The sequence below is a fragment of the Pseudomonas sp. MF6776 genome, assembly GCF_016613125.1.
GTDB classification, from domain to species: Bacteria; Pseudomonadota; Gammaproteobacteria; order Pseudomonadales; family Pseudomonadaceae; genus Aquipseudomonas; species Aquipseudomonas iridis.
In genome coordinates this window covers 212,707-238,013 of the sequence record NZ_JAENSQ010000007.1, presented here as the reverse complement: position 1 = coordinate 238,013, position 25,307 = coordinate 212,707, and the positions used below count along the sequence as shown (strand labels likewise).

General features: G+C 60.3%; 23 protein-coding genes. 12 read left to right on the top strand and 11 right to left on the bottom strand.

From position 1 onward, the window contains the following. Positions 1-162 precede the first annotated feature (162 nt). From JJD74_RS11230 to JJD74_RS11220, 3 genes are all read right to left on the bottom strand, one after another. Positions 163-951 (bottom strand): OmpA family protein, encoded by a 789-nt coding sequence (locus JJD74_RS11230; protein ID WP_042560873.1) that lies wholly within the window; start codon positions 949-951, stop codon positions 163-165. A 55-nt stretch (positions 952-1,006) separates the two neighbouring features. Next, positions 1,007-1,411 (bottom strand): DUF4398 domain-containing protein, encoded by a 405-nt coding sequence (locus tag JJD74_RS11225; RefSeq protein ID WP_042560872.1) that lies wholly within the window; start codon positions 1,409-1,411, stop codon positions 1,007-1,009. A gap of 376 nt (positions 1,412-1,787) precedes the next feature. Then, entirely contained in the window at positions 1,788-2,132 is a 345-nt protein-coding gene (locus tag JJD74_RS11220; protein ID WP_047299892.1) for a hypothetical protein, read from the bottom strand. A 212-nt stretch (positions 2,133-2,344) separates the two neighbouring features. On the opposite strand from JJD74_RS11220, the gene ppc reads away from it, so the two are divergent. The 7 genes from ppc to JJD74_RS11185 all read left to right on the top strand — a co-directional run bounded on the left by ppc (position 2,345) and on the right by JJD74_RS11185 (position 9,647). Further along, the gene (ppc, locus tag JJD74_RS11215; protein WP_042560801.1) at positions 2,345-4,975 is read left to right on the top strand and encodes a phosphoenolpyruvate carboxylase; all 2,631 of its coding nucleotides are present in this window, start codon (positions 2,345-2,347) and stop codon (positions 4,973-4,975) included. A 301-nt stretch (positions 4,976-5,276) separates the two neighbouring features. Continuing rightward, a complete protein-coding gene (gene adk / locus JJD74_RS11210; protein ID WP_042560800.1) occupies positions 5,277-5,924 on the top strand; it encodes an adenylate kinase in 648 nt (215 codons plus the stop codon). A gap of 92 nt (positions 5,925-6,016) precedes the next feature. Then, positions 6,017-6,691, top strand: a complete 675-nt coding sequence (gene tsaB / locus JJD74_RS11205; protein ID WP_200613778.1) for a tRNA (adenosine(37)-N6)-threonylcarbamoyltransferase complex dimerization subunit type 1 TsaB — start codon at positions 6,017-6,019, stop codon at positions 6,689-6,691. 222 nt (positions 6,692-6,913) lie between these two features. Beyond that, positions 6,914-7,222, top strand: a complete 309-nt coding sequence (locus JJD74_RS11200; RefSeq protein WP_042560798.1) for a hypothetical protein — start codon at positions 6,914-6,916, stop codon at positions 7,220-7,222. Then, positions 7,222-8,082, top strand: a complete 861-nt coding sequence (locus JJD74_RS11195) for a DUF72 domain-containing protein (RefSeq protein WP_200613775.1) — start codon at positions 7,222-7,224, stop codon at positions 8,080-8,082. Before JJD74_RS11200 ends, JJD74_RS11195 begins: the two co-directional genes overlap by 1 nt. Positions 8,083-8,115: 33 nt before the next feature. Further along, positions 8,116-8,952 carry an isocitrate lyase/PEP mutase family protein gene (locus JJD74_RS11190; protein WP_200613772.1) on the top strand — a complete coding sequence of 279 codons (837 nt, stop codon included), beginning with the start codon at positions 8,116-8,118 and terminating at the stop codon, positions 8,950-8,952. Between the two features lie 2 nt (positions 8,953-8,954). After that, entirely contained in the window at positions 8,955-9,647 is a 693-nt protein-coding gene (locus JJD74_RS11185) for an extensin-like domain-containing protein (RefSeq protein ID WP_115146373.1), read from the top strand. Positions 9,648-9,650: 3 nt separating this feature from the next. On the opposite strand, the gene JJD74_RS11180 is transcribed toward JJD74_RS11185, so the two are convergent. Beyond that, a complete protein-coding gene (locus JJD74_RS11180) occupies positions 9,651-10,271 on the bottom strand; it encodes a hypothetical protein (protein ID WP_042560794.1) in 621 nt (206 codons plus the stop codon). 92 nt (positions 10,272-10,363) lie between these two features. On the opposite strand from JJD74_RS11180, the gene JJD74_RS11175 reads away from it, so the two are divergent. Continuing rightward, a complete protein-coding gene (locus tag JJD74_RS11175) occupies positions 10,364-11,146 on the top strand; it encodes a class I SAM-dependent methyltransferase (RefSeq protein WP_200613769.1) in 783 nt (260 codons plus the stop codon). Positions 11,147-11,365: 219 nt separating this feature from the next. Here the strand turns inward: JJD74_RS11175 and JJD74_RS11170 are convergent, their stop codons facing one another. After that, positions 11,366-12,001, bottom strand: a complete 636-nt coding sequence (locus tag JJD74_RS11170) for a TetR/AcrR family transcriptional regulator (RefSeq protein ID WP_042560793.1) — start codon at positions 11,999-12,001, stop codon at positions 11,366-11,368. A gap of 94 nt (positions 12,002-12,095) precedes the next feature. On the opposite strand from JJD74_RS11170, the gene JJD74_RS11165 reads away from it, so the two are divergent. The 3 genes from JJD74_RS11165 (at position 12,096) to JJD74_RS11155 (ending at position 18,207) form a co-directional block, all read left to right on the top strand. Then, positions 12,096-13,208: an efflux RND transporter periplasmic adaptor subunit gene (locus tag JJD74_RS11165; protein WP_200613766.1), complete on the top strand. Its 1,113-nt coding sequence runs from the start codon at positions 12,096-12,098 to the stop codon at positions 13,206-13,208. A gap of 6 nt (positions 13,209-13,214) precedes the next feature. Next, the gene (locus JJD74_RS11160) at positions 13,215-16,283 is read left to right on the top strand and encodes an efflux RND transporter permease subunit (RefSeq protein ID WP_200613763.1); all 3,069 of its coding nucleotides are present in this window, start codon (positions 13,215-13,217) and stop codon (positions 16,281-16,283) included. A 1,666-nt stretch (positions 16,284-17,949) separates the two neighbouring features. Then, on the top strand, positions 17,950-18,207 hold the full coding sequence (locus JJD74_RS11155) for a DUF6124 family protein (RefSeq protein WP_200613760.1): 258 nt from the start codon (positions 17,950-17,952) through the stop codon (positions 18,205-18,207). Positions 18,208-18,267: 60 nt separating this feature from the next. Here the strand turns inward: JJD74_RS11155 and JJD74_RS11150 are convergent, their stop codons facing one another. Genes JJD74_RS11150 through plsB form a run of 3 tightly spaced genes read right to left on the bottom strand, consistent with a single transcriptional unit; the run spans position 18,268 to position 21,902 of the window. Further along, the gene (locus JJD74_RS11150) at positions 18,268-18,957 is read right to left on the bottom strand and encodes a DUF4197 domain-containing protein (RefSeq protein ID WP_042557857.1); all 690 of its coding nucleotides are present in this window, start codon (positions 18,955-18,957) and stop codon (positions 18,268-18,270) included. 21 nt (positions 18,958-18,978) lie between these two features. Beyond that, positions 18,979-19,377 (bottom strand): YbaY family lipoprotein, encoded by a 399-nt coding sequence (locus JJD74_RS11145; protein ID WP_115146377.1) that lies wholly within the window; start codon positions 19,375-19,377, stop codon positions 18,979-18,981. Between the two features lie 23 nt (positions 19,378-19,400). After that, the gene (gene plsB, locus JJD74_RS11140; RefSeq protein ID WP_200613755.1) at positions 19,401-21,902 is read right to left on the bottom strand and encodes a glycerol-3-phosphate 1-O-acyltransferase PlsB; all 2,502 of its coding nucleotides are present in this window, start codon (positions 21,900-21,902) and stop codon (positions 19,401-19,403) included. A gap of 503 nt (positions 21,903-22,405) precedes the next feature. Between plsB and JJD74_RS11135 the strand changes: the two genes are divergently transcribed. Further along, the gene (locus JJD74_RS11135; protein WP_042557861.1) at positions 22,406-22,615 is read left to right on the top strand and encodes a cold-shock protein; all 210 of its coding nucleotides are present in this window, start codon (positions 22,406-22,408) and stop codon (positions 22,613-22,615) included. A gap of 62 nt (positions 22,616-22,677) precedes the next feature. Here the strand turns inward: JJD74_RS11135 and JJD74_RS11130 are convergent, their stop codons facing one another. The 3 genes from JJD74_RS11130 to dapE form a co-directional block, all read right to left on the bottom strand. Next, the gene (locus JJD74_RS11130; RefSeq protein WP_016985110.1) at positions 22,678-23,055 is read right to left on the bottom strand and encodes a hypothetical protein; all 378 of its coding nucleotides are present in this window, start codon (positions 23,053-23,055) and stop codon (positions 22,678-22,680) included. 75 nt (positions 23,056-23,130) lie between these two features. After that, a complete protein-coding gene (locus tag JJD74_RS11125) occupies positions 23,131-23,940 on the bottom strand; it encodes a putative RNA methyltransferase (protein WP_200613734.1) in 810 nt (269 codons plus the stop codon). Beyond that, positions 23,940-25,091, bottom strand: a complete 1,152-nt coding sequence (gene dapE / locus JJD74_RS11120; RefSeq protein WP_042557863.1) for a succinyl-diaminopimelate desuccinylase — start codon at positions 25,089-25,091, stop codon at positions 23,940-23,942. Before dapE ends, JJD74_RS11125 begins: the two co-directional genes overlap by 1 nt. Positions 25,092-25,307 lie beyond the last annotated feature (216 nt).

The following is a 25,307-nucleotide window of genomic DNA, read 5'->3' as shown; positions in this document are numbered from 1 at the left end:
CCCTTGATACCCATGAGTCGGGTGTAGCCTTACTAGTATCTGATTCGTTTCAAACCGCCTACTGTCATATCTGACAGGTCCAGACGAGCAGTCGTACTGGGCGCACAAACAAAAGCCCCGCCTGACTGAGTCAGGCGGGGCTTTTGCGTTACAGCGTGAAGCTTAGTTCGAGCTGACAGCCGAACGTGGCATCACTGGCTGGTTGTCGTTGGAAATGGTCACTTCCACGCGACGGTTCATCGCACGGCCGGAAACACTGCCGTTCTCGGCAACCGGATATTCCTTGCCGTAGCCCTGAGCGACGATGCGCGCTGGATCAACGCCCATTTTCACCAGTGCAGTGCGCACGGAGTTGGCGCGACGCTCCGACAGGGTCTGGTTGTAGCTGGCGGCGCCAGTGCTGTCGGTGTAACCCTCGACGATCACTTTGCGATCAGGGTTTTCCTGAAGGAACTGGGCCAGTTTGTTGATGTTCACCAGACCGCTGGACTTCAGGTCAGCCTTGTTGGTGGCGAACAGCACGTCACCGAAAGTCACCAGCGTACCGCGATCGGTCTGCTTGGCGTTGAGGCTGTCCTGCAGCTGTTTGATCTGTTGATCGCGAGCATCCAGACGCGCCTGAGCACGTTGGGCAGCGGCGTTCTTCAGATTGTTTTCAGCGGTACGCAGGGCGATGGTCTGCTTGGCCACTTCCACGCGCTGGTTGGTCAGGTAAGCCAGTTGATCGACCTTGGCCGCGTCTTGCTTGTCCAGGTAGGCCTTGTCGGCCTTGTCCAGGTACTCACTGGCGTCTTTGGTTTCCAGCGCTGCTACTTTGCTCGCCTGCGGGTTGGCTTGCAGGCCGGCGTAGTTGGTGCGAGCGTTTTCCAGGTTCGGATTAGGCGGGGTGGAGCAGGCAGCCAAGGCAACGCTTGCGGCCAGAAGAGCGGGAATCATCAGTTGCTTACGCATAATTTGTCGTCCTTTCTATCGGTAAGAGTTTCAGCTTTGCGGTCGGGATGCGCGCTTACTTCACGGTGCGCTGACTTTCCTGACGCAGTTCCTGAACACCTTTCTGGGAATCCTTCACAGCCAGTTCAGCCTTGGCCGCCTGAGCTTTGCGTTCTGCTACGCGAGCATCCCACTCAGCTTGCTCGGACAGCGTGCGAGCTTCTTCGTACTTCTTGTCGTGCATGGCGATTTCGGCTTGCTTGAGTTTGTCCTGCGCCTGCTTCATTTCAACGGCAGCAAACTCGGTACCACCGGCGCTGACGGCGCTGTTGACCGCAGATTGGGTCACAGCGTACTGCTCGGTCGGTGGATTACCGGCGCAACCGGCCAGTACGAAGCTGGTGCCGATTGCCAGGGCGGCCAGTTTCAGACCGCGCAGGTGGGTAAACGAGGTTTGGTTTTTCATGGTCTTCAACTCCATTAGGCATCTCCTGAATACATCTGAATCCATCCTGGTCGAGGAGCCTTAAGCGTCTTGCAACAGCGCGTTTTTGAAACGCTCGTTCCAGGAGTGGTTACAGGGTCCGACCGGCGGCGGTTTTCAAAAGTTCAGAAAAGATGGCCTATCGCCAAAAAAAGTTTTGACCGAATGGACAAGGCTCTAACGCGGGAACTTTGGCGGGGTGGAGTGGTACGCGCGGCGTAAGAAATGAACGAAAGCGACGCTGTATTGAAGGACAAATATATTCCCCGTGGGAGCTGGCTTGCCAGCGATGAGGTCATCAGATTCAGTATTTCCGAGACTGAACTGACGCCATCGCTGGCAAGCCAGCGCACACAGGTTTTGTGTTGTTCCGTCAGTGTTTCTGCTTGTTTTCAGCGGATGACAAATCCTGCAAATGCCGCCGCGACAGCGCCAGAAAACGGGGCGTTGGCCCGACGTCTTCATACAGCGGATCACCTTCCTCATCCGTCGCAACCACAGTCGAGCCTTTCACATACGGCAGGCTCGCTTCGAACTCTTCAAGGGCTGCACCGATCAGTTCGCCGAGCAGTTCTTCAGGGTGGCGTTTGGGGTACATCTCGGCAATCGCTGCCAGACGCGCAGCGGCCTCGACGTCCAGATGAATCGTGTAGCCAGTGTCGGTCAGGCGACCCTTGGCGTTTTCTTCCCAATGCTGGGCGAGTTCACGGATTTTCATGATGACCTCATGTCGCACCTGCTGTAGCAGGCTTGGGTGAGTGTCCGGCGGGGCCGGCGGCAAGCCTTTATGCGGCTTACTGTTGAGACTAGCTTTCGGCCACAAGGTTTAAAGTCCCTTCGTCGCCTGCTTGTAAGAAGCGCTGTAGAGCGGCACTCTCTCAGGCATGCACTCGTTTCTAGGCCGCCCGGATTACCGCTGGAGAACTGCTGATGACCGATATTGATGCACGCTTGCGCGAGGATGTTCACCTGCTCGGAGAGCTGTTGGGCAATACCATTCGAGACCAGTATGGCGAGGAATTTCTCGACAAGATCGAGCAGATTCGCAAGGGCGCCAAGGCCGACCGCCGCGGCTCGATGGATGCAGAACTGAGCGCCAGCCTCAATCAATTGAGCGAAGACGAATTGCTCCCGGTGGCGCGGGCGTTCAACCAGTTTCTCAATCTGGCAAACATCGCCGAACAGTATCAGTTGATCCATCGTCGCGAAGAGTCGCAGCCCGCGCCGTTCGAATCCCGTGTATTGCCGCAGTTGCTCGCTCGTTTGCGCAACGAAGGCCACAGCGCCGAATCCCTCGCCCGTCAACTTGGGCGACTGGAAATCGAACTGGTGCTGACCGCCCACCCGACCGAAGTGGCGCGCCGCACGCTGATCCAGAAGTACGATGCCATCGCCGCGCAACTCGCCGCACAGGATCATCGCGACCTGACCAGCGCCGAACGCGAACAGATTCACAACACCCTGCAACGGCTGATCGCCGAAGCCTGGCACACCGAAGAAATCCGCCGCACCCGCCCGACACCGGTGGATGAGGCCAAGTGGGGTTTCGCGGTCATCGAGCACTCGCTGTGGCAAGCGATTCCCAACCATATGCGCAAGGCCGATCAGGCGTTGCATGCCGCGACAGGCCTGCGTTTGCCGCTGGAGGCTGCGCCGATTCGCTTCGCCTCGTGGATGGGCGGCGACCGTGACGGCAATCCGAATGTCACCGCTGCGGTGACCCGAGAAGTGTTGCTGCTGGCGCGCTGGATGGCCGCTGACTTGTACTTGCGCGATATCGATCATCTGGCTGCCGAGTTGTCGATGCAGCAGGCCAGCGACGCACTCAAGGCCCAGGCGGGTGACAGCGCCGAACCGTATCGGGCGGTCCTCAAGCAATTGCGCGAACGCCTGCGCTCCACGCGCAACTGGGCCCATGCAGCGCTGACCGCACCGACGCCGGCGCCAGCGGATGTGCTGCAAAACAATCGTGATCTGCTTGATCCGCTGGAGCTGTGTTTCAACTCGTTGCACGAATGTGGCATGGGCGTGATCGCCGACGGCCCATTGCTTGACTGTCTGCGCCGGGCGGTGACGTTCGGCCTGTTCCTGGTGCGCCTCGACGTGCGTCAGGACTCGACACGGCACAGTTCGGCAATGACAGAAATCACCGATTACCTGGGCCTTGGTCGTTACGAGGATTGGGACGAAGAGCAACGCATTACCTTCCTGACCCACGAACTGAGCAATCGTCGACCGTTGCTGCCAGCGCATTTCAAACCGTCCGCCGACACCGCCGAAGTACTCAACACCTGCAAGGAGATCGCCGCCGCGCCCGGCGCTTCGCTCGGCTCCTACGTGATCTCGATGGCGGGCGCTGCCTCCGACGTACTCGCCGTACAGTTGCTGCTGAAAGAATCCGGCGTGCTGCGGCCGATGCGTGTGGTGCCATTGTTTGAAACCCTCGCCGACCTCGACAACGCAGGCCCGGTGATGGAGCGCCTGTTGCTGCTGCCGGGGTACCGCGCACGGTTGCAAGGTCCGCAGGAAGTGATGATCGGTTACTCCGATTCCGCCAAAGATGCGGGCACCACCGCAGCGGCGTGGGCGCAATATCGCGCCCAGGAACGGCTGGTGGAAATCTGCCGTGAGCAGCAAGTCGAACTGCTGTTGTTCCATGGTCGGGGCGGCACTGTCGGCCGTGGCGGTGGTCCGGCGCATGCGGCGATTCTGTCGCAGCCGCCGGGATCGGTAGCGGGGCGGTTCCGCACCACCGAGCAGGGAGAAATGATTCGTTTCAAATTCGGCCTGCCGGACATCGCCGAGCAAAACCTCAATCTGTACCTGGCGGCGGTGCTCGAAGCGACGCTGTTGCCACCGCCGCCGCCAACACCGGAATGGCGCCACTTGATGGACGAATTGGCCGCTGATGGTGTCAGCGCCTATCGCCAGGTCGTGCGGGAAAATCCGCAATTCGTCGAGTATTTCCGCCAGTCCACTCCGGAGCAGGAACTGGGGCGCTTGCCATTGGGCAGTCGTCCGGCCAAGCGCCGCGCGGGTGGCATCGAAAGTCTGCGAGCGATCCCGTGGATCTTCGGCTGGACACAAACACGGCTGATGCTGCCCGCCTGGCTGGGCTGGGAGTCGGCGCTGAGCAAAGCGCTGGAGCGTGGCGAAGGCGAATTGCTCGGGCAGATGCGCGAACAATGGCCGTTCTTTCGTACGCGCATCGACATGCTGGAAATGGTTCTGGCCAAGGCTGACGCCGATATTGCGCTGTCCTACGACCAGCGCCTGGTCGAGCCGGACCTGCTGCCGTTGGGCGCGCAGTTACGCGACCTATTGTCGCAGGCGTGCGCAGTCGTGCTAGGGCTGACCGGGCAGTCGCAGCTGCTGGCGCATAGTCCGGACACCCTGGAATTCATCCGCCTGCGCAATACCTACCTCGACCCGCTTCATCTATTGCAGGCCGAATTGCTCGCCCGTTCGCGACAGCAGAATGTCGAGCAGGGCAGCCCTGTGGAGCAGGCGTTGCTGGTGTCTGTGGCGGGGATTGCCGCCGGTTTGCGTAATACCGGCTAAGGTTTTTTCGGCGGGGCAGGGCACCCGGTGCATGCGTCGGGTGCTGCTGAATATTTTCAGCAAATGTTTCGCCAAGCGACAGTTAATGATGGGGTTGCGACTTGGGTCACCGCGTCCCAAAGTCGCGGCGGGCGTCGGTTTCTCCGACTTTTGGCGTCTTGTGTGGGCGCAGCCTGCTGTGTATCTTGATCAGCCTTTGGCCGTTTGTGCGGCCACGACCCGTATTTTTCAGGATTCGTCCCAAGAGGCGAGGCCTTTGTTTTGTAAAAGCTTTTTATAAAAAAATTGAGGAGCACATCTAATGCGCGTCATTCTGCTGGGAGCTCCCGGGGCCGGTAAAGGTACTCAGGCTAAGTTCATCACCGAGAAATTCGGCATTCCACAAATTTCCACTGGCGACATGCTGCGTGCAGCGGTCAAGGCCGGTACTCCGCTGGGCGTTCAAGCCAAGAGCATCATGGATGCCGGCGGCCTGGTGTCGGATGACCTGATCATCGCACTGGTTCAAGACCGCATCGCTCAACCTGATTGCGCCAACGGTTTCCTGTTCGACGGCTTCCCGCGCACCATTCCGCAGGCTGAAGCACTGGTGACTGCCGGTGTTGAACTGGACGCCGTGGTTGAAATCGCCGTTGAAGACGAAGAGATCGTTCAACGCATCGCCGGTCGTCGCGTTCACGAGGCCAGCGGCCGCGTTTACCACATCGTCTACAACCCGCCGAAAGTTGCCGGCAAAGACGACATCACCGGTGACGAACTGGTGCAGCGCAAGGACGATACCGAAGAAACCGTGCGTCATCGCCTGTCGGTCTACCATTCGCAGACCAAGCCACTGGTGGACTTCTATCAGAAGCTGTCCGCTGCCAACGGCAAGCCAAAGTACAGCCACATCCCGGGCGTTGGTTCGGTAGAAGCCATCACCGCCAAGGTGCTTGAAGCGCTGAGCTGAAAAGTCTGAGTGGCGGCATCATCCACGGCCCGCTTGCGGGCCGTAGTTGTTTATACTGACGCACTTTTTTCCCACCTGTTTTGGAAACATCGATGAGCACCTTGCTGGCCCTGGACACCGCGACTGAAGCTTGCTCCGTTGCCTTGCTGCATGACGGCAAGGTCACGAGCCATTACGAGGTGATCCCGCGCCTGCACGCGCAGAAACTGCTGCCGATGATCCAGCAATTGCTTGCCGACGCCGGCACCACGTTGCAAGCGGTTGACGCAATAGCCTTCGGCCGCGGCCCGGGTGCGTTTACGGGGGTGCGCATCGCCATTGGCGTGGTGCAGGGGCTGGCGTTCGCGCTGGACCGTCCGGTGTTGCCGGTGTCCAACCTTGCCGTGCTGGCGCAGCGCGCATTTCGTGAGCATGGCGTGAGCCAGGTGGCCGCGGCCATCGATGCGCGGATGGATGAAGTGTATTGGGGCTGCTACCGCGAAACGGCGGGCGAGATGCGTCTGGTCGGTGCGGAAGCGGTGTTGCCGCCGGAAGTCGCGGCACTGCCGACCAATGCCAGCGGCGACTGGTTCGGTGCGGGCACCGGTTGGAGTTACGCCGAGCGCATCGCGGTCAATCCGACCGGTTCTGATGCCGGCATGCTGCCTCACGCTGAAGACCTGCTGACGCTGGCGCGATTTGCCTGGGAGCGTGGTGAGGCGATCCCGGCGGATGATGCACAACCTGTTTATCTGCGCGACAAAGTGGCCACCCCAAAAGCCCGTTAAGCCTTTAAAAGATCGCAGCCTTCGGCAGCTCCTGCAGGGATCGTATTCCAATTGTAGGCGCTGCCGGAGGCTGCGATCTTTTGACTTTCCAGACGCCAATCGTCAGTTTCTGATCCCGCGTTTTAAACCTTTTGCTCTTTATGTGTTCTAGTTATCACTCGGCAGTTTGCTAAGTCGGTCAAGTGCCGCTAAATTGCCATCATTGATACCGAGCATGACTTTATGCGTATAGACGGCGTTTCCACTCAGTCCTACCCCATCAAGCGCAAGCCTCGCAAAGGCAATCCGGCGCTGGACGAATCCGTTGATGATATCGACGGCGAGCTGGAATTCCCGACTGAAGAGCAACTGGCCGCCCGCGCTGCCAAAGCCTCCGCGCAACGCCTGGCCAATCTGCCCGCCCGTCAGCAAGACATGATCTACCACCGAACGATGAAGAAAAGTGTAGCGATGGCTCTGGCCAGCTACCTCAGCACCGCCGGTTTTGTGGATTGGGACGCGGATGTGCTGGGCCTCGATCTGTACATCTGATGGATCTGCCTTACTACCTCGGTTGCCCGTCCTGGAGTGAAAACGCCTGGCGCGAGTATCTTTACCCGGTAGATGCAAAAACCTCCGATTTCCTCAGCCTCTATTCCCAAGTGTTCAACGCGGTGGAAGGCAACACGACGTTCTACGCCAGCCCTTCGCCCGCCACCGTGCAGCGTTGGGCCGAGATCATGCCTGCGCATTTTCGCTTCACCGCCAAGTTCCCCGGCGACATCAGTCACGGCGGCGATTTGCGTGAGCAACTGACCGCCGCCGAAACCTTCCTGCAATTACTCAAACCCCTCGGCGAGCGTGTATCGCCGCTGTGGCTGCAACTGTCGAAAGGTTTCGCACCGCATCGGCTGCCGGAACTGGCGGCATTCATCGATGCGCTGGACTGCCCGCTGGCGGTGGAAGCGCGCCACGAGCAGTTCTTCGCCAAGGGCGAGAGTGAGCGATTGCTCAATCGTCTGCTGCTTGATCGGGGCGTGGAGCGTATCTGCCTCGATCCGCGTGCGCTGTTCAGCTGCCTGTCGACCGACTCTTCGGTCATCCACGCACAATCGAAAAAACCACGAGTACCGACGCGTCCCGCAGCGTTCACGCAGTTCCCGCAAGTGCGCTTTATCGGCCATCCGGAACTGGAAGCCAACGATCCGTTTCTTGTGCCTTGGGTGGCGAAAATTGCCGAGTGGATTGAAGAGGGCCGCACGCCGTACATCTTCCTGCACACCGCCGACAACCTGCTGGCAGCAAAGCTCGCGCAACGTTTTCACGCACAACTGATGCAACGTTTGCCTGGCCTGCCATCTCTGCCTGAGCTATACAGAGAGCCCGCCGCGGAGCAACTTGGCCTGCTCTGAGGCAGATTCGTTTTCCTGCCCCGGAGCCAGTCAATGGACGCGCAAGCCCTTACAGAACAAGCCCGTAAAGCCCAAGCCTTCAAAGCCTTGCATGAGCGTCCGGGGATTTTTGTCATTCCCAATCCGTGGGATGCCGGCTCGGCGAAGATGCTTGCAAGCCTGGGTTATCAGGCATTGGCGACCACCAGCGCAGGTTATGCGTTTTCCCAGGGCAAAGCTGATGGTGCCTTGAGCCTGGATGACACCTTGGCCAACGTCCGGGCGATAGTCGCATCGACCGATTTGCCGGTGGCGGTGGATCTGGAAAACGGTTTCGCCGACGACCCGGCCGAGTGCGCGAAGAGCTTGTTGCGTGCAGCAGAGGCGGGCGCGGTTGGCGGTTCGATCGAGGATGCAACGGGCCGCGCAGACGCGCCGATCTATTGCTTGGAACACGCTGTGGCGCGCATCGAAGCCGCAGTTGCCGCGGTGCGCACGCTGCCGTTTCCCTTTCTCCTGACGGCGCGGGCGGAAAACTATCTGCACGGCAATCACGATATCAATGACACCCTCCGCCGCTTGCAGGCCTTTGCCGAGGCCGGCGCCGACGTGCTGTATGCGCCGGGTTTGCGCACCGCCGAAGAGGTGATTGCAGTGGTGCGCGCGGTGGCGCCGAAACCGGTCAATGTGTTGATGTCCGGCGGTTTGAAACTCACTGTGCAGCAACTCGAAGAAATGGGCGTGCGCCGGATCAGCACCGGTTCGGCACTTGCACTGGCGGCGTTCGGTGAGTTTTTCCGTGCGGCTGAAGAGATCCAGCAGTCCGGCACCTTCGGCTTCACTTCGCAGTCGATGCCGTACGCCAAAGCCAATCAGTTTTTCAAAGGCTGAGCATGGGACGTTGGATTGCGCTGTTTATTCTGCTGAGCATCGGCGGCGCTGCGATCAGTGTCTGGCGTGGTTGGCTGGAGGTGCCGGCGCACTTCAATCCTTGGGCGCCGCTGGACGTGAAAGCCCCGCCTAACTGGCTGACCGGCTACAAGCTGATGCGCTTGCGCGGCGATCCCGAACTCTGCGCCCAGGCACTGCGCAGTTCCGCATTGCGCGTCACGCCGCAGTCCGACAGCCCCGGTGCCAAGTGCCCGCTGATCGGCGCTTTGCGCGTGCAGGGCGGCGAGGTGGCGCTGAGCAGCAGCTTTCTCGCCAGTTGTCCGCTGGCAGTCGCGTACGCGATGTTCGAACGGCACTCGCTACAACCCGCTGCACAGGCGATTTACGGCCAGAACGTCGCGCGTCTCGATCACCTCGGCAGCTTTGCCTGTCGCAATATCTATAACCGCGAGAGTGGCGCGCTCAGCCGCCATGCCAGTGCCGATGCGCTGGATATCGCCGGTTTTCGGCTGGCCGATGGCCGGACCGTCAGCGTGCTCAAAGACTGGCCCAAGCAAAATCAGGACGCACAGTTTTTGCGTCAGGTGCGCGACGGCGCCTGTGAGGCGTTCAGTGTGGTGTTGAGCCCTGAATACAACGCCGCCCATCGCAATCACTTTCATGTCGATGTCGGACGCTGGAGCGTGTGTCGCTGAGGTTTAAGCGGCGATGCGCAGGTTCTGCAGAACAATCGGGCGTGCCCAGCCGTTATCGAAGTCCAGGGCTTTCTGCTGCTCGACGATTTCTTCCGGCGGGAATGGCGGGTAAGGCTTTTGCAGCAGGTCCAGGTCGAACTCGGCAATAGGCAAATACAGCGGACGCTTCTGCGGCGCGGCACCCGGTTCCGGAATCGGTTGACCGTTGTTGATCACGATCGGACGAACCCAACTGCTGTCGAAGTCCTGTTGCCCTTGTTGAGCCTTGATTTCTTCTGGCGGGAACGGTGGGAACGGTTTGTCCAGCAGCTCCATTTCGAACTCGGCGATCGGCAGGAACAGCGGCTCTGGCGGACGCACCTGGGTTTCAACCACATCGCATTCGCGCTGGCTGATGATGTGTGCGTGCAGTTCGCTGCCGACGGTCGGTTCTTCTGGGCTGGTCAGGTCAACCGGGGGAAACGTGCCGCAGGCTGGCACCACATCACTCGTCTGTTCGGCCATCGCCTGGGCAAAGAAATCCTGCCACAGGTGGCTGACGCCGCTCAGTGCTTGAGTGTTATGACGGCTGAAATCGCCATGGGGCGAGATGTAGCCAATCGATGTGGGAAGAATGCCTGACATTTTTTTCGGTTGACGCTCAGCTCTGGCAAAATGCGCGTTGAATGAGTTATCGGCGGTTTTTGCCGATCCTTAAATTTTTGAGCGTGTTTTCCATGACTGAGCAACCCGCGGCCTGCCGCATCCATGTCGAAGCTCTCGGCCCGACGTACGCAGCGCAAGCCGAGCAGTGGGCCGAGCGCCTGGGCCTGCCGCTTGAAGTGGTCGATGGCGAGTTTGCCTTGCAGGTCGGCGAGCAGGGTTTGCAACTGCAACAACTGGGACCGGACGCGCCGGGGCCGGTGCGCGTGGACTTCGTCGAGGGTGGCGCGGCGCATCGTCGGTTGTACGGTGGTGGCAGCGGGCAGATGATCGCCAAGGCTGTCGGCGTCGCTCAAGGCGTGCGCCCGCGGGTGCTGGATGCGACGGCGGGTCTGGGCAAGGATGCGTTCGTGCTGGCCAGTCTGGGGTGCGAGATGAGCCTGATCGAGCGTCAGCCGCTGATCGGTGCCTTGCTGGAGGATGGTCTGGCGCGGGCGGCGGAAGATTTCGATGTGGCGCCGATCGTCGCGCGGATGAGGTTGCTCAAGGGCAACTCCATCGAGGTCATGCGCAACTGGGAAGGCGAGCCGCCGCAGGTGATCTACCTCGACCCGATGTTTCCCCATCGCGAAAAAACCGCACTGGTGAAGAAGGAAATGCGCCTGTTCCGGCCGCTGGTCGGCGATGATCCGGATGCGCCCGCGTTGCTCGAAGCGGCGCTGGCGCTGGCGACGCACCGCGTGGTGGTCAAGCGCCCGCGCAAGGCACCGTGTATTGAGGGGCCCAAGCCGAGTCATGCGCTGGATGGCAAGTCCAGCCGGTATGACATCTACCCCAAAAAAGCGCTAAAACCTTAATACCGAGTCGCTGCCAATCGCTGGCAAGCCAGCTCCCACAGGTTTTAGCGGTGTGCACACAAATTGTGCTCACACCCAGTTCCCACAGGTTTTTGCGGTTGTGCACACAAGTTGTGCTCGCACCCAGTTCCCAAAGAGGGGAGTGTGAACTACTGGTCACACGATGATCCCTGTGGGAGCTGGCTTGCCAGCGATGGCGTCAGTCCAGTCGCCGCAAAGTCAGGGCCGATACGCTCGCATAAACAACCCCACCACTTCCCGCACATGGCTCTCTGAAGCTTCCTCACCCAACGGCTCACCACAGCCATACAACAAGCGAAAATTCCCCGCGCCCTTGATCAAACAGAAAAAATGCTCCGCCGCATTGCGAGGCAGATCAATGCTCAGCGCGCCGCTGTCATGGATCTGCGTCAACAGCCGCTCCATGCCCTGCACCATGCGCTGCGGGCCTGCCTCGAAGAAGATCAGCGACAGCTTCGGATCCTGACTGCCCAGCGCCATGATCAGGCGATGCAGATTCACCGATTCGTCGCTGTTGATCAGCTGATGAAAGCCTCGGGCAATGTTCAGCAACACCTTTTCCACGGCGATGCCGGCCGGTAATTCGAAGAACAGCGGCGGCAACTGCTCCTCGCATTTGGCCATCACGGCGGCGGAGAACAGTGTCTCCTTGTCGTTGAAATGGCTGTAGACCGTCAGTTTAGACACCCCCGCCTCGGCGGCCACCGCGTCCATGCTGGTGTTGGCATAGCCGTGACTCAGAAACAGAGTTTTCGCCGCATCGAGGATGGCCTGGCGCTTGGCCAGATCCTTGGGGCGGCCCGGGCCGTTTGGAGCTGAAAGATTGTTCGACATTCTTCGCTTTTATTACTGGACTGGTGAGTTTGCTATTAATAACATACCCGCCAGTATAATTATTCCAAGCACCATTAGCGAAAGGTCCGTCATCATGTTCCGCCATGCACTGCACCTCACGTGGCCATTTGCATTGCCAGTCAGTCTGGTTTTTTTATTGTCCGCGTGCGGCCAGGAAGAGGCGGCGCAAGTCACCGTACGACCGGCCATGGTGGTGCACCCAGAGCCTTCGGCGCAGGCGATGGAAAGTTATCCGGGCGAGGTGCGCGCTCGCTACGAACCCGATCTGGCGTTCCGCATTGGAGGCAAAGTCAGCCGACGACTGGTCGATGAAGGTCAGCGTGTGAAGGCTGATCAACCCCTCGCCGAACTCGATCCGCAGGACGTGCGCCTGCAACTGGAAGCCACCCGCGCTCAGGTTTCCGCCGCTGAAGCCAATCTCAACCTCGTCCGTGCCGAGCGCGACCGCTATAAAACCCTGATGGATCGGCAGATGGTCAGCCGCTCCGCGTACGACAACGCCGAAAACCTCTACCGCTCCGGCGAAGCCCGCCTCAAACAGATCAAAGCCGAATTCAACGTCTCGACCAATCAGGCCAGTTACGCCGTGCTGCGCGCGCCACAGGATGGCGTGGTGGCCAAGCGTTCGGTCGAAGTAGGGCAAGTGGTCGCCGCCGGGCAAACCGTGTTCACCCTCGCCACCGATGGCGAACGTGAAGTGCTGATCAGCCTGCCGGAGCAAAGCTTCGGCCGCTTCAAAGTCGGGCAACCGGTGTCGGTGGAACTCTGGACCCAGCAGAATCAGCGCTTCGCCGGGCAGATTCGTGAGCTGTCGCCGTCTGCCGACCCAAGATCGCGCACCTTCGCCGCGCGAATTTCCTTTACCAGCGGCAAGGTCCCGGCCGAACTGGGTCAGAGCGCCCGGGTGTTTGTGCAATCGGCCGATGCCGTATCGCTGTCGGTGCCGCTCTCGGCGCTGACCGCTGAAAATGGCGCGACCTATGTCTGGGTCGTTGGCGCCGACAACACATTGAAGAAAACCCCGGTGCGTGTCGGCCCGTTTGGCGAGAAAGTCGTGCCGGTGCTCGAAGGCTTGAACGCCAATGATTGGGTGGTCGCCGCTGGTGTGCATGTACTGCTCGAAGGGCAGCAGGTGCGACCCGTTGATCGCTCCAACCGTGTGGTCAATCTGGCGGACAAGGAGTAAGCCCCGATGCGCTTCAACCTTTCTGAATGGGCGCTGAGTAATCGCCAGATCGTACTGTTCCTGATGCTTTTGCTGGCCATCGTCGGTGCGTTGTCCTACACCAAGCTCGGCCAGAGCGAAGACCCGCCGTTCACCTTCAAAGCCATGGTCATCCAGACCCGCTGGGCGGGCGCGACGGCGCAGGAAGTCTCGCGCCAGGTGACTGAGCGCATCGAAAAGAAACTGATGGAAACCGGCGAGTACGAACGCATCGTTTCCTTCTCGCGTCCCGGCGAATCTCAGGTCACGTTCATTGCTCGCGACTCGATGCATTCCAAGGACATTCCCGAGCTCTGGTATCAGGTGCGCAAGAAGATCGGCGACATTCGCCAGACCTTGCCACCGGGGATTCAGGGGCCGTTTTTCAACGATGAATTTGGCACCACCTTCGGCAATATCTACGCGCTGACCGGCGACGGTTTCGACTACGCCGTGCTCAAGGATTACGCCGACCGCATCCAGATTCAGCTGCAACGAGTCAAGGATGTCGGCAAGGTCGACTTGCTTGGTTTGCAGGACGAGAAGATCTGGGTCGAGCTGTCCAACGTCAAACTCGCCACTCTCGGTTTGCCGCTGGCGGCGGTGCAACAGGCGCTGGAAGAGCAGAACGCGGTGTCCACTGCTGGCTTCTTCGAGACGGGCAGCGAGCGCTTGCAGCTACGGGTCACGGGGAATTTTCAGACAGTCGACGAGATCAAGAACTTCCCGATCCGCGTTGGCGATCGAACGTTCCGTATCTCCGATGTTGCCGACGTGCGGCGCGGTTTCAACGATCCGCCGGCGCCGCGCATGCGCTTCATGGCTGAAGACGCGATTGGTCTGGCCGTGGCGATGAAGGACGGCGGCGACATTCTGGTGCTCGGCAAGGCACTGGAAGGCGAGTTCTCGCGGATCCAGAAAAACCTTCCGTCCGGCATGCAATTGCGCAAAGTCTCCGACCAGCCAGCAGCGGTGAAAACCGGGGTCGGCGAGTTTGTTCAAGTGTTGGTCGAGGCGCTGGCGATCGTGTTGCTGGTGAGCTTCTTCTCCCTTGGCATGCGCACCGGCATGGTCGTGGCGCTGACCATTCCGCTGGTGCTGGCGATGACCTTCGCCTGCATGTATTACCTCGGCATCGGCCTGCACAAGATCTCCCTCGGTGCGCTGGTGCTGGCGTTGGGGCTGCTGGTGGATGACGCGATCATTGCCGTGGAAATGATGGCGATCAAAATGGAGCAGGGCTTCGATCGCATTCGCGCGGCGAGCTACGCCTGGACCAGCACCGCGTTCCCGATGCTTACCGGTACGTTGATCACCGCCGCTGGCTTCCTGCCGATTGCCACGGCGCAGTCCGGTACTGGCGAATACACCCGTTCGATTTTTCAGGTCGTGACGATTGCGTTGCTCGCTTCATGGGTGGCGGCGGTGGTGTTCGTGCCGTATCTGGGGGAAAAACTCCTGCCGGATCTGGCGAAAATTCATGCGGCTAAACATGGCACTGCCGATGGTCAGGCGGACCCGTATGGCACGCCGTTCTATCAGCGGGTTCGACGTGTGGTGGAGTGGTGTGTGTCGCATCGCAAAACCGTGATTGTGTTGACGGTCGGGCTGTTTATCGCCTCGGTGGTGTTGTTCCGTTTCGTGCCGCAGCAGTTCTTCCCGGCCTCCAATCGGCTGGAATTGATGGTCGATCTGAAACTGGCCGAGGGTGCGTCGCTGGCCAATACCACTGGCGAGGTCAAACGCCTGGAAGCGATGCTCAAGGAGCACGCCGGTATCGACAACTATGTGGCGTATGTCGGCACTGGGTCACCGCGTTTCTACCTGCCGCTGGATCAGCAACTGCCGGCGGCGAGCTTCGCCCAGTTTGTCGTGTTGGCGAAAAACATCGAGGAGCGTGAGGCGCTGCGGGGCTGGCTGATCAGCACGCTCAACGAGCAATTCCCGGCACTGCGTTCGCGAGTCACGCGTTTGGAAAACGGCCCGCCGGTTGGCTATCCGGTGCAGTTCCGCGTCACGGGTGAACACATCGAAGAAGTCCGCGCGCTGGCGCGCAAGGTGGCGGCCAAGGTTCGCGAGAACCCGCATGTGGCCAATGTGCATCTGGATTGGGAAGAACCGAGCAAGGTTGTGTACCTGAATATCGATCAGGATCGCGCTCGGGCACTTGGGGTGAGCACCGCCAATCTGGCGAAATTCCTGCAAAGTTCGTTAACCGGATCGAGCGTCAGTCAGTATCGCGAAGACAACGAATTGATCGAGATTCTGCTGCGCGGCACGGTGCATGAGCGCACCGAGTTGTCGTTGTTGCCGAGCCTGGCGGTACCGACTGATAACGGTCGCAGTGTGGCGTTGTCGCAGGTCGCCACGCTCGAATATGGTTTTGAAGAAGGCATCATCTGGCACCGTAATCGCCTGCCGAACGTGACCGTGCGTGCGGACATTTATGGCAAGGAGCAGCCAGCGACGCTGGTGAAGCAGATCATGCCGACGCTGGATTCGATTCGCGCTGAATTGCCGGACGGTTATCTGTTGGATGTCGGCGGTACGGTGGAGGACTCGGCGCGTGGGCAGAAGTCGGTGAACGCCGGGGTGCCGATGTTCATCGTTGTGGTGCTGACGTTGCTGATGGTGCAACTGCGTAGCTTCTCGCGCACGGCGATGGTGTTTTTGACGGCGCCGTTGGGGTTGATCGGGGTGACGTTGTTTTTGATGGTGTTCCGTCAGCCGTTCGGGTTTGTGGCGATGCTGGGGACGATCGCGCTGTCGGGGATGATCATGCGCAATTCGGTGATTCTGGTGGATCAGATTGAGCAGGATATTGCCTCGGGTTTGAAGCCTTGGCAGGCGATTATCGAGGCGACTGTGCGGCGTTTTCGGCCGATTGTGCTGACGGCGCTGGCGGCGGTTCTGGCGATGATTCCGTTGTCGCGCAGTGTGTTTTTCGGGCCGATGGCGGTGGCGATCATGGGCGGGTTGATTGTGGCTACGGCTCTGACGCTTTTGTTTTTGCCTGCTTTGTATGCGGCTTGGTTTCGGGTGCGTCGGGAGGGTTGAGCCTTGGCGGCCTTTGGGCCGACCATGCTCTGGGGTTTTTGGGTGAATATCCGTTTCTGCGGGTGTTGCCGCTGGCGGTTTCGCTCTTACAGCGAGTCCCTTTGGCAAACGCCCCAAAGGAACCAAAGGTCTGGGCCCCGGCGTTCGGCCCGCTCGCTGGGGCTCGGGGTTCCTTCGCTCCGGAATTGATCCGGGGGCATCGCTTCCGGTTTGCTTCGCTGCACCTCCTTTCGATGTATTCGACTTCGTCGAACGGCGCTTCGCGCCCACCCCCGGATCAATCCCTCCACTCAGCCTGCCGAAGGGGCCGGTACGGCAAGATCAAGAGCTGCAGCCGAGCTAACGCTCATCCTGTTGAGTGGTGAGAAGCGAAGCGGGGCGGGGGGGTGCTGTTTTTGCTTTTGCTTTGGCTTTGGCTTTTGTTTTTCTGTGGGAGCGAGCCTGCTCGCGAAGGCGGCCTGACAGCCGACCGATCTCTGCCTGATTGCGCGCGGACGAAATTGTGGGCGCTGGCTTGCCAGCGATGGCGTACTCATAGGCTCCCGGTTTTCTATCTGAATGCCCCGAGCCCAAATTGTGGGAGCTGGCTTGCCAGCGATGACGTCCGTCAGGCTCCCGGTTTTCTATCTGACTACGCCGAGCCCAAATTGTGGGAGCGAGCCTGCTCGCGAAGGCGGCATGACCGCCGACTGATCTCTGCCTGATTGCGCGCGGCCGAAATTGTGGGAGCTGGCTTGCCAGCGATGGCGTCCTCATAGGCTCCCGGTTTTCTATCTGAATGCCCCGAACTCAAATTGTGGGAGCGAGCCTGCTCGCGAAGGCGGCCTGACAGCCGACCGATCTCTGCCTATTGCGCGCGGCCGATATTGTGGGAACTGGCTTGCCAGCGATGACGTCCGTCAGGCCCCCGGTTTTCTATCTGAATGCCCCGAGCCCAAATTGTGGGAGCGAGCCTGCTCGCGAGGGCGGCCTGGCAGCCGACCGATCTCTGCCTGAATGCGCGTGGCCCAAATTGTGGGAGCGAGCCTGCTCGCGAAGGCGGCCTGACAGCCGACCGATTTCTGCCTGAATGCGCGCTGCCGAAATTGTGGGAGCTGGCTTGCCAGCGATGGCGTCCGACAGGCTCCCGGTTTTCTATCTGAATGCCCCGAGCTCAAATTGTGGGAGCGAGCCTGCTCGCGAAGGCGGCCTGGCAGCCGACCGATCTCTGCCTGATTGCGCGCGGCTGAAATTGTGGGAGCTGGCTTGCCAGCGATGGCGTCCTGACAGGCTCCCGGTTTTCTATCTGACTACCCCGAGCCCAAATTGTGGGAGCGAGCCTGCTCGCGAAGGCGATCTGAAAAGCAAAGTTGTTTAACGGTGTGACGAAAACTCAGAACCTTCCCACATGTTTTTCAGGTTGTCCGTCGGACGTGCGATCTCTAGCCTTTGGCCGTCGCTGCAAAAATCAGCGACCGGGTTTCGCAGCCCGGTTAAACTTCAGACGCACAGCGTCCACCATCCGAAAACGGGCGCTTTTTATGCCTTTGTCATGGCGGCTGTGCGCGGGATACCTTCGGGTATGCCGGGTGCCTGAAGTCCCGGTCTGCGAACCTGCGTACAGCTGCCACCTATCATTCGTTTCGCAGCGAACGGTGGCGGCTCCACCTCTTCAGGAGATTTCGCCATGTTCAAACCCACGCCAAACCCGCCCAAACCCGTCAATCATCCCAGCACGATCTTCACTGTCCTCCCCGAAGTCGATTCCGAAACACTACTCGCTCACGCCTGTGAAACGCTGGCCTCAGCCAATATCATGGCCACGGAGCTGGCGTTCACCCTGAGTGGCCCGACGTGTAATCATCTTCTGGGTATTCAGCAGATGATCTCCCTCGCAGAACTGTCGGTGAACCGCGTCCTCGATCAAGTCGATCCGCAAATCTGACGCCCAACAAAAAGCCCGCTGAACCTGTGAAGTTCAGCGGGCTTTTTGTCGTTCAGAACTTTACAACGTGCCGAACACTTTCTTCGCCAGACTCGTCGCCGCAGCGGCCGGGTTCTTGCGCAGGGTTTCTTCCTGTTTGCCGATCATTTCAAACAAACCGTTGAGCGCTTGCTCGGTGACGTAGTTTTCGACGTTGGCGCTCTTCGCGTCGACAACGCCGAAGGTCGCGGCCTGGCCGGCGAAGGCGTTGTATTTCTGTGCCACGCCAACTTTGTCGGTGGCTTGTTTGACGATCGGCAGGAACTTGGCGCGGATCTGTTCGCGGCTGGATTTGTCCAGGTATTGGGTGGCCGAGTCGGTGCCGCCGCTGAGGATGCCTTTGGCGTCGGCGACGCTCATTTTCTTCACAGCGTCGACGAGGATCGGCTGCGCCTGGGTTACGGCAGTTTCCGCGGCTTTGTTCATGGCGGTTTCCAGCTCTTCGACCTGGGCGCCCATGCCGAAGGCTTTCATCTTGCTGGCGGCTTTGCCGAGTTTGCCCGGCAGTTCGATTTTCACGTCAGGGTTGTTGCTGAAGCCGCCTGGGGTACCTAATTGTTTGACGGCCAGTTGTGCGCCTTGGGTCAGGGCATCCTTGAGGCCGCCGGTGGCGTCTTGCTGCGACAGGTCGGCGAGCGACAGCGCCAGCACGTTGGCGGAGATCATCAGGCCCGCGCACAGGCCGGCGAAGCGAAGGGTAGGGCGGAACATGGCAGCTTCCTTGATAGGCAATTAGCGAATGGCGTCGACGCGGATTTTCAGCGGCTGCGGATCGTTGCCGTCGAGTTGCACGGCGTGGTTTTCGGTGGTGATGAACATCAGTTCACCGTTGACCTCGATGCGTGCGCTGACCGAGTAGCGGTGGCCGGGTTTGACTTGCGCCGGATCGTAGGTCAAGTGGAACGGCAGTGGCACCTGACCTTTGACCGGGCCTTTCTGTTCATCGAGCACCACGGCCGGGGCGTCGGCCAGCGATACGTCTTGCAGGCTCACGCTCAGGGTCGCGCTCGGTGGCAGGGCGATGCGTTGCAGGTAGAACACCTCACCGTCGAGGCTGGCCTTGCCGGCGGGTGTGGTCGATTGGCAGGCGCTCAATAGGGTGGCGGCTGCGAGCAGGGTGAGTTTTTTCATGACTGATTTCCTACAGGTAAGCATCAAACTTCGGGCTCTGCGGTGACTTGATCGGCCGCATCTTCACTGCGATGCAGCGCCACCTGACGGATCGACAAGCGAATCTCCGCCGGCAGCACGCGTTTGGCCGCGCCTTCGGCCAGTTCGCCGAGCAGTTCGTGGTAGCTCAGTTTGCCGGCTTCGTCGCGGCGCAAAACGTCGAGGTCGAGCAGGGTCTGGATGAAATGGCGGAACAGGCTCTTGTCGAAGAATTCCGGGGCATTGAGGCCGTGCAGGATCGACAGGCGCTGGGCCATGACGGTGCACAGGTCTTCCAGTTCTTCGGCGCTGATGGTGTTCTGCCCGGCGTTGAGCAGCAGCGACACGGTCATGTAGAAGCGCTGCAAGGTCTGCGCGATGCTTTTCGACAGCAGAGTCAGCAACACGAAGTGCCGCGAACTTGGCGCCGGGCGCATGTACACCTCTTTCTCGAAGCGCAGCAGACCTTGCTCGACAAACGCTTCCAGCCACTGATCGACCACAGCGTCGAGTTCGTCCAGGGTCCAGCGGATGAACAACTCCGATTGCAGGTACGGGTACAGGGCGCGGGTGTAGCGCAGGATCTGTTCGCGGCTCATGCGCGAAGTGCTCTGGAAGAAGCTCGCCAGCAGCGACGGCAGCGCGAAAATGTGCAGCACGTTGTTGCGGTAGTAGGTCATCAGGACGGCATTTTGCTCGTCGAGATAGAGAATCTTGCCCAGCGCATCGTTCTGCTCGGACAGCAGGTCCATGTCCTTCACATGCTCGATCAGCGCGCGGCCATCGCCTTCGGGCAGCGTGGTGTGCGGCGAGTAGGGAACCTTGCGCAGCAGCGCCAGGTACAGATCCAGCACCCGTGCCATCGCCCGATCGTCCAGCGCCAGGCGTGTGGTCGACAGGAGGGCGAGCGCGACCAGATTCACCGGGTTGATCGCCGCCGCTTCGTTCAGATGCTGCGCGACTTTTTCGCCGAGGCGATTGGTGGTTTCGTTGAGCCACGCCGGTTTGAATTGCGGACCGAGTTCCTGTTGGCGCCAGTCCGGCTGCTCGCTGTCGAGGAATTCCGCCAGTTTGATCGGTTCGCCGAAGTTGACCGCGACCTGACCGAAGCGCTGCTTGAGTGCGCCGATGACTTTGAAGATGTCGAAGATCGACTCTTTCTTCTTGCTCGCGCCGCGCAGTTCACCGAGGTAGGTGCGACCTTCCAGCACCCGCTCGTAACCGATGTACACCGGCACGAACACAATTGGCATCCGCGACGAGCGCAGGAAACTGCGCATCGTGATCGCGAGCATCCCGGTTTTCGGTTGCAGCATGCGTCCGGTGCGTGAGCGACCGCCCTCGACGAAGTATTCGACCGGGAAACCTTTGGTGAACAGGGTGTGCAGGTATTCGTTGAACACCGAGGTGTACAGCGGGTTGCCCTTGAACGTGCGGCGCATGAAGAACGCGCCGCCACGGCGCAGCAGGCTGCCGATCACCGGCATGTTCAGGTTGATCCCGGCGGCGATGTGCGGCGGGGTCAGGCCGTTGCGGAACAGCAAGTACGAGAGCAGCAGGTAATCGATGTGGCTGCGGTGGCACGGCACGTAGATCACTTCGTGACCCTGCGCGACTTTCTGTACGCCTTCGATGTGGTTGACCTTGATGCCGTCGTAGATTTTGTTCCAGAACCAGCTCAGCACCACTTCGAGAAAGCGGATTGCGGTGTAGGTGTAGTCCGAGGCGATCTCGTTGCCATAGCGCAGGGCCTGGGCCTTGGCTTTTTCCGGCGAAATGTTTTCGCGTTCGGCTTCGTCGAGGATCGCTTGCTTGACCAGCGGCTGGTTGAGCAAACCCTTCACCAGATTACGCCGGTGAGAAATGTCCGGGCCGATAACGGCGGCTTTGAGATTGCGGAAGTGCACGCGAAGGATTCGCTGGGCCATGCGCACGGTGCGTTCGTGGCCCTTGTTGTGATCGATCAGTTCGCGCAGATGAATTGGCGCGGAGAATTGCACGCGGGTCTTACGCCCGAGAATCATGATGCTCAGCAGTCGACGCAAGCGCCCGGTGACTGCCCAGCTGTCTGCGAACAACAGCTTCCACGGACTCGATTCGCTGTCCGGCGACTGGCCCCAGAACACGCTGACCGGAATGATCTGCGCGTCTTCGGCGGCATTCTGGGTGAGGGCGCTGACAAGTCGAGTCAGCGTCGGCGGCGCGCCGCGTTTGTCCTGACGGCCAAGCCAGTCCGGGTCCGGCGTCAGGTAGAAGAACGCGGCCGGCTCCAGCAGATTACCCACCGACACCGGCAGCACCGGCCGTGGCAGGCCGGCCTTGGTGCACTCGGTGTCGAGCACGGCCAGATCGGTCAGCGAAGGGTTTTGCAGGACGTAGAACACCGGACGACTGCGGTCGAGGTTGAGGGTGAACGACGACTGGTTGATGGTCTCCGAGCGAACCCAGAGATACAACAGTCGGCGCAAGGTGCCAAACACAAGACGGCGGAACGGGGAACGGGTCATACGGCTTCTGCGTGAGTGGATAAAACCGAGCGTTTGCTCGGGTGGGCAGGGGGCGTTCTTCATGAGTTTTCGTGCCGCGCCGTGCCTGCTGCTGTGCAGGGCAAGGCGCGAGAAGCGTGGTTTGGTCATTCCAAACAAGCTTCGCGCAACGCAGCCCTGCACAACAGCAGGCGCGGCCCTTCGGGTTGTGCCTTAAAGCGGACCAGGCTGCGTTGCAGGCCTTGGAAAGGGAACAACCATTCCCAGCGGCCTGCGCCTTGCCTGGTCCGCTTTAAGGCGACAACGCGGCGCGAAAACTCATGAAGAACGCCCCCTAGTGTGCCGGATTAGGCGAAAATCGGCAAAAAAGCGGCGAAGTAATCTCCTGTTGAGAGTTTTTGCGCCTGTCATATACTCGGCGGTCTGTCGTCGCGGCCCTTTAATGGCCGTCGGACGCAGGCTGGCGTTCCTCAAAGGCTTTCCTGCGAAAAGCCTGTCCAATAATAAAAAAGGAGTATGAACAGATGGCAACACGTGAAACCGGCAACGTGAAGTGGTTCAACGACGCCAAGGGCTATGGCTTCATTCAGCGCGACGACGGGGTGGACGTATTCGTGCACTATCGCGCGATTCGCGGCGAAGGGCACCGCTCGCTGGCGGAAGGTCAGCAGGTCGAGTACGCCGTGGTGACGGGGGAGAAGGGTTTGCAGGCTGAGGATGTAGTCGGGCTGTAGGCTTGAGCTACAAGCTACAAGCGGTCAGCTCGAGGCTTTCAGCTTGTAGCTTGTAGCTGCTTTTACGCCGTTTTCCAGGTGATCTCTTCTTCACCGTCTTCGCTGATGCGCATCCAGCGATCCGCCGTCTCCTCACCTTCTTCCTCGACCCACGTGCCCGGCGCGCAACGCACTTCGACGTTCAGCGCGGCAAAGGCTGCGCGGGCGCAGGCGATGTCGTCGTCCCACGGGGTCTGGTCGCTTTCCAGGTACAGGCTGTTCCACTTGCCCACGGCTTTTGGCAGCCAGGTGACCGGGACGTTGCCGGCCTTGCACTTGTAGGTCTGGCCCTTCTGTACCCAGTCGCTGCACGGGCCCAGCGCGGCGCCGAGCCAGGCGGAGATGGCCTTGTGGTCGACGTCGGCGTCTTTCAGGTAAATCTCGATGTCCGGTTGGCGCATGGATGTCCTCACTGCGGGTCTGAAAAATCCATTCGCGGATTTAGCCGGCCCCGGGCATTTGCCCGAGACCAATAGTTATTGAAGAATGAAATAATCGTAGCGCATCGACACGGTGGTCTCGAACGGCTCGGCCTGCTCGATCACTGCTGCACGACGCTCGGCACTGGCGCGCCAGCCGTGGGGTGTCATCGCCAGGAGGTTGGCGCGATCCTGCGGCTTGTCCAGCGTCAGCTTGAATTCCAGGATTTCACTGTGCGCCAGCGCCATGCCTTGCGGCACCAGGGCCAGATGCTTGTCGTCGGTGTATTCACGCACTTCGTCGTACAGGCTTTCGCGCAGTTCCATCAAATGTCCGCTGGTCGGGCCGACTTTCATCAATCCGCCGCCGACGCTCAGCAGGCGTTTGGCCTCTTCCCAATCCAATGGACTGAAGACGCTGGCGAGAAACTGGCAGCTGACCGAGGCCAATGGCACGCGGGCCATGCTGGCGATCAACCAGGTCAGTTGCGGATTGCGTTTGCAGGCGCGTTTGACGGCTTCACGCGAGATGTCCAATGCGTAGCCATCGGCATCCGGCAGCGCATCGGCGATCTGCGCGGTGTAGTAACCCTCACCACAACCGATATCGACCCAGCGTGCCGGCGCGTAGCTCGCCGCCAGTTCGGCCAGACGCTTGGCCACCGGCGCGTAATGCCCGGCGTTCAAGAAATCACGGCGGGCCTCGACCATCGCCTGATTGTCGCCAGGATCGCGGCTGTTTTTGTGCTGCACCGGCAGCAGGTTCAGGTAACCCTGCCGCGCACGGTCAAAACGATGCCCGGCGGGACAGACCACGCCGTTATCCACCGCATTCAGCGGCTCACTGCAGATCGGGCACGCGAGCATCAGGCGAGCAACTTGATCATGGTCTGGTAGTAAATCTCGGTCAGTACATCGAGATCGGCCGCCAGCACACGCTCGTTGACCTGGTGAATGGTCGCGTTGACCGGGCCCAGTTCAACCACTTGCGTGCCCATGGTCGCGATGAAACGGCCGTCGGAGGTGCCGCCGCTGGTCGAAGCCTTGGTCTGGCGACCGGTGATGTCCTTGATGCTCGCCGACACCGCGTCGAGCAGTGCGCCCGGCTCGGTGAGGAATGGCAGGCCGGACAGCGCCCAGTCGATGTGCCAGTCCAGGTCATGTTTGTCGAGGATGTCGGCAACGCGTTTCTGCAGGCCTTCAACAGTCGATTCAGTGGAAAAGCGGAAGTTGAACACGGCCACCAGATCACCCGGAATCACGTTGGTCGCGCCGGTGCCGGAATTGACGTTGGAAATCTGGAAACTGGTCGGCGGGAAGAAATCGTTGCCGTGATCCCAGTGCTCGGCGGCCAGTTCGGCCAACGCCGGCGCGGCGAGGTGGATCGGGTTCTTGGCCAGGTGCGGATAGGCCACGTGGCCCTGAATGCCTTTGACGGTGAGCTTGGCACCCAGCGAGCCGCGACGGCCGTTTTTCACCACGTCGCCGACCAGGGTGGTGCTCGACGGTTCGCCGACGATGCACCAGTCCAGACGCTCGTTACGTGCGGCCAGACGCTCAACCACAGCCTTGGTGCCGTGGTGCGCCGGGCCTTCTTCGTCGCTGGTGATCAGGAACGCGACCTTGCCTTTGTGGTTCGGGTAGTCGGTGACGAAGCGCTCGGCGGCGACGGTCATCGACGCCAGGCTGCCTTTCATGTCCGCCGCGCCACGGCCGCAAAGCATGCCGTGTTCATCGATCAGCGCGTTGAACGGGTCGATCTGCCAGGCAGTCACCGGACCGGTCGGCACCACGTCGGTGTGACCGGCGAAACACAGCACCGGGCCATCGTTGTTGCCGTGGGTGGCCCAGAAGTTATCCACGTCTTCAATGCGCATCGGCTCCAGTTTGAAACCGGCATCGCCCAGGCGCTGCATCATCTGCTTCTGGCAGTCGGCGTCGACCGGCGTCACGGACGGACGGCGGATCAGGTCGATGGCGAGTTGAAGGGTCGGCGAAAGGTCGGCGTGGGCCGTCATGGAAAACTCCGAAAACTTGAAATTGGGCAAGGGCCAATGTGGGAGCGAGCCTGCTCGCGAATGCGGTGTGTCAGTCAACATAATCGGTGATTGTTACAACGCCTTCGCGAGCAGGCTCGCTCTCACAGGGGATTGAGTTCGGTCAGTAAGACCGGTTATCACGCCAAGCCCCGCAAAATGGCGGTTATCTTAAAGCAAAACGGCGACCATTGGCCG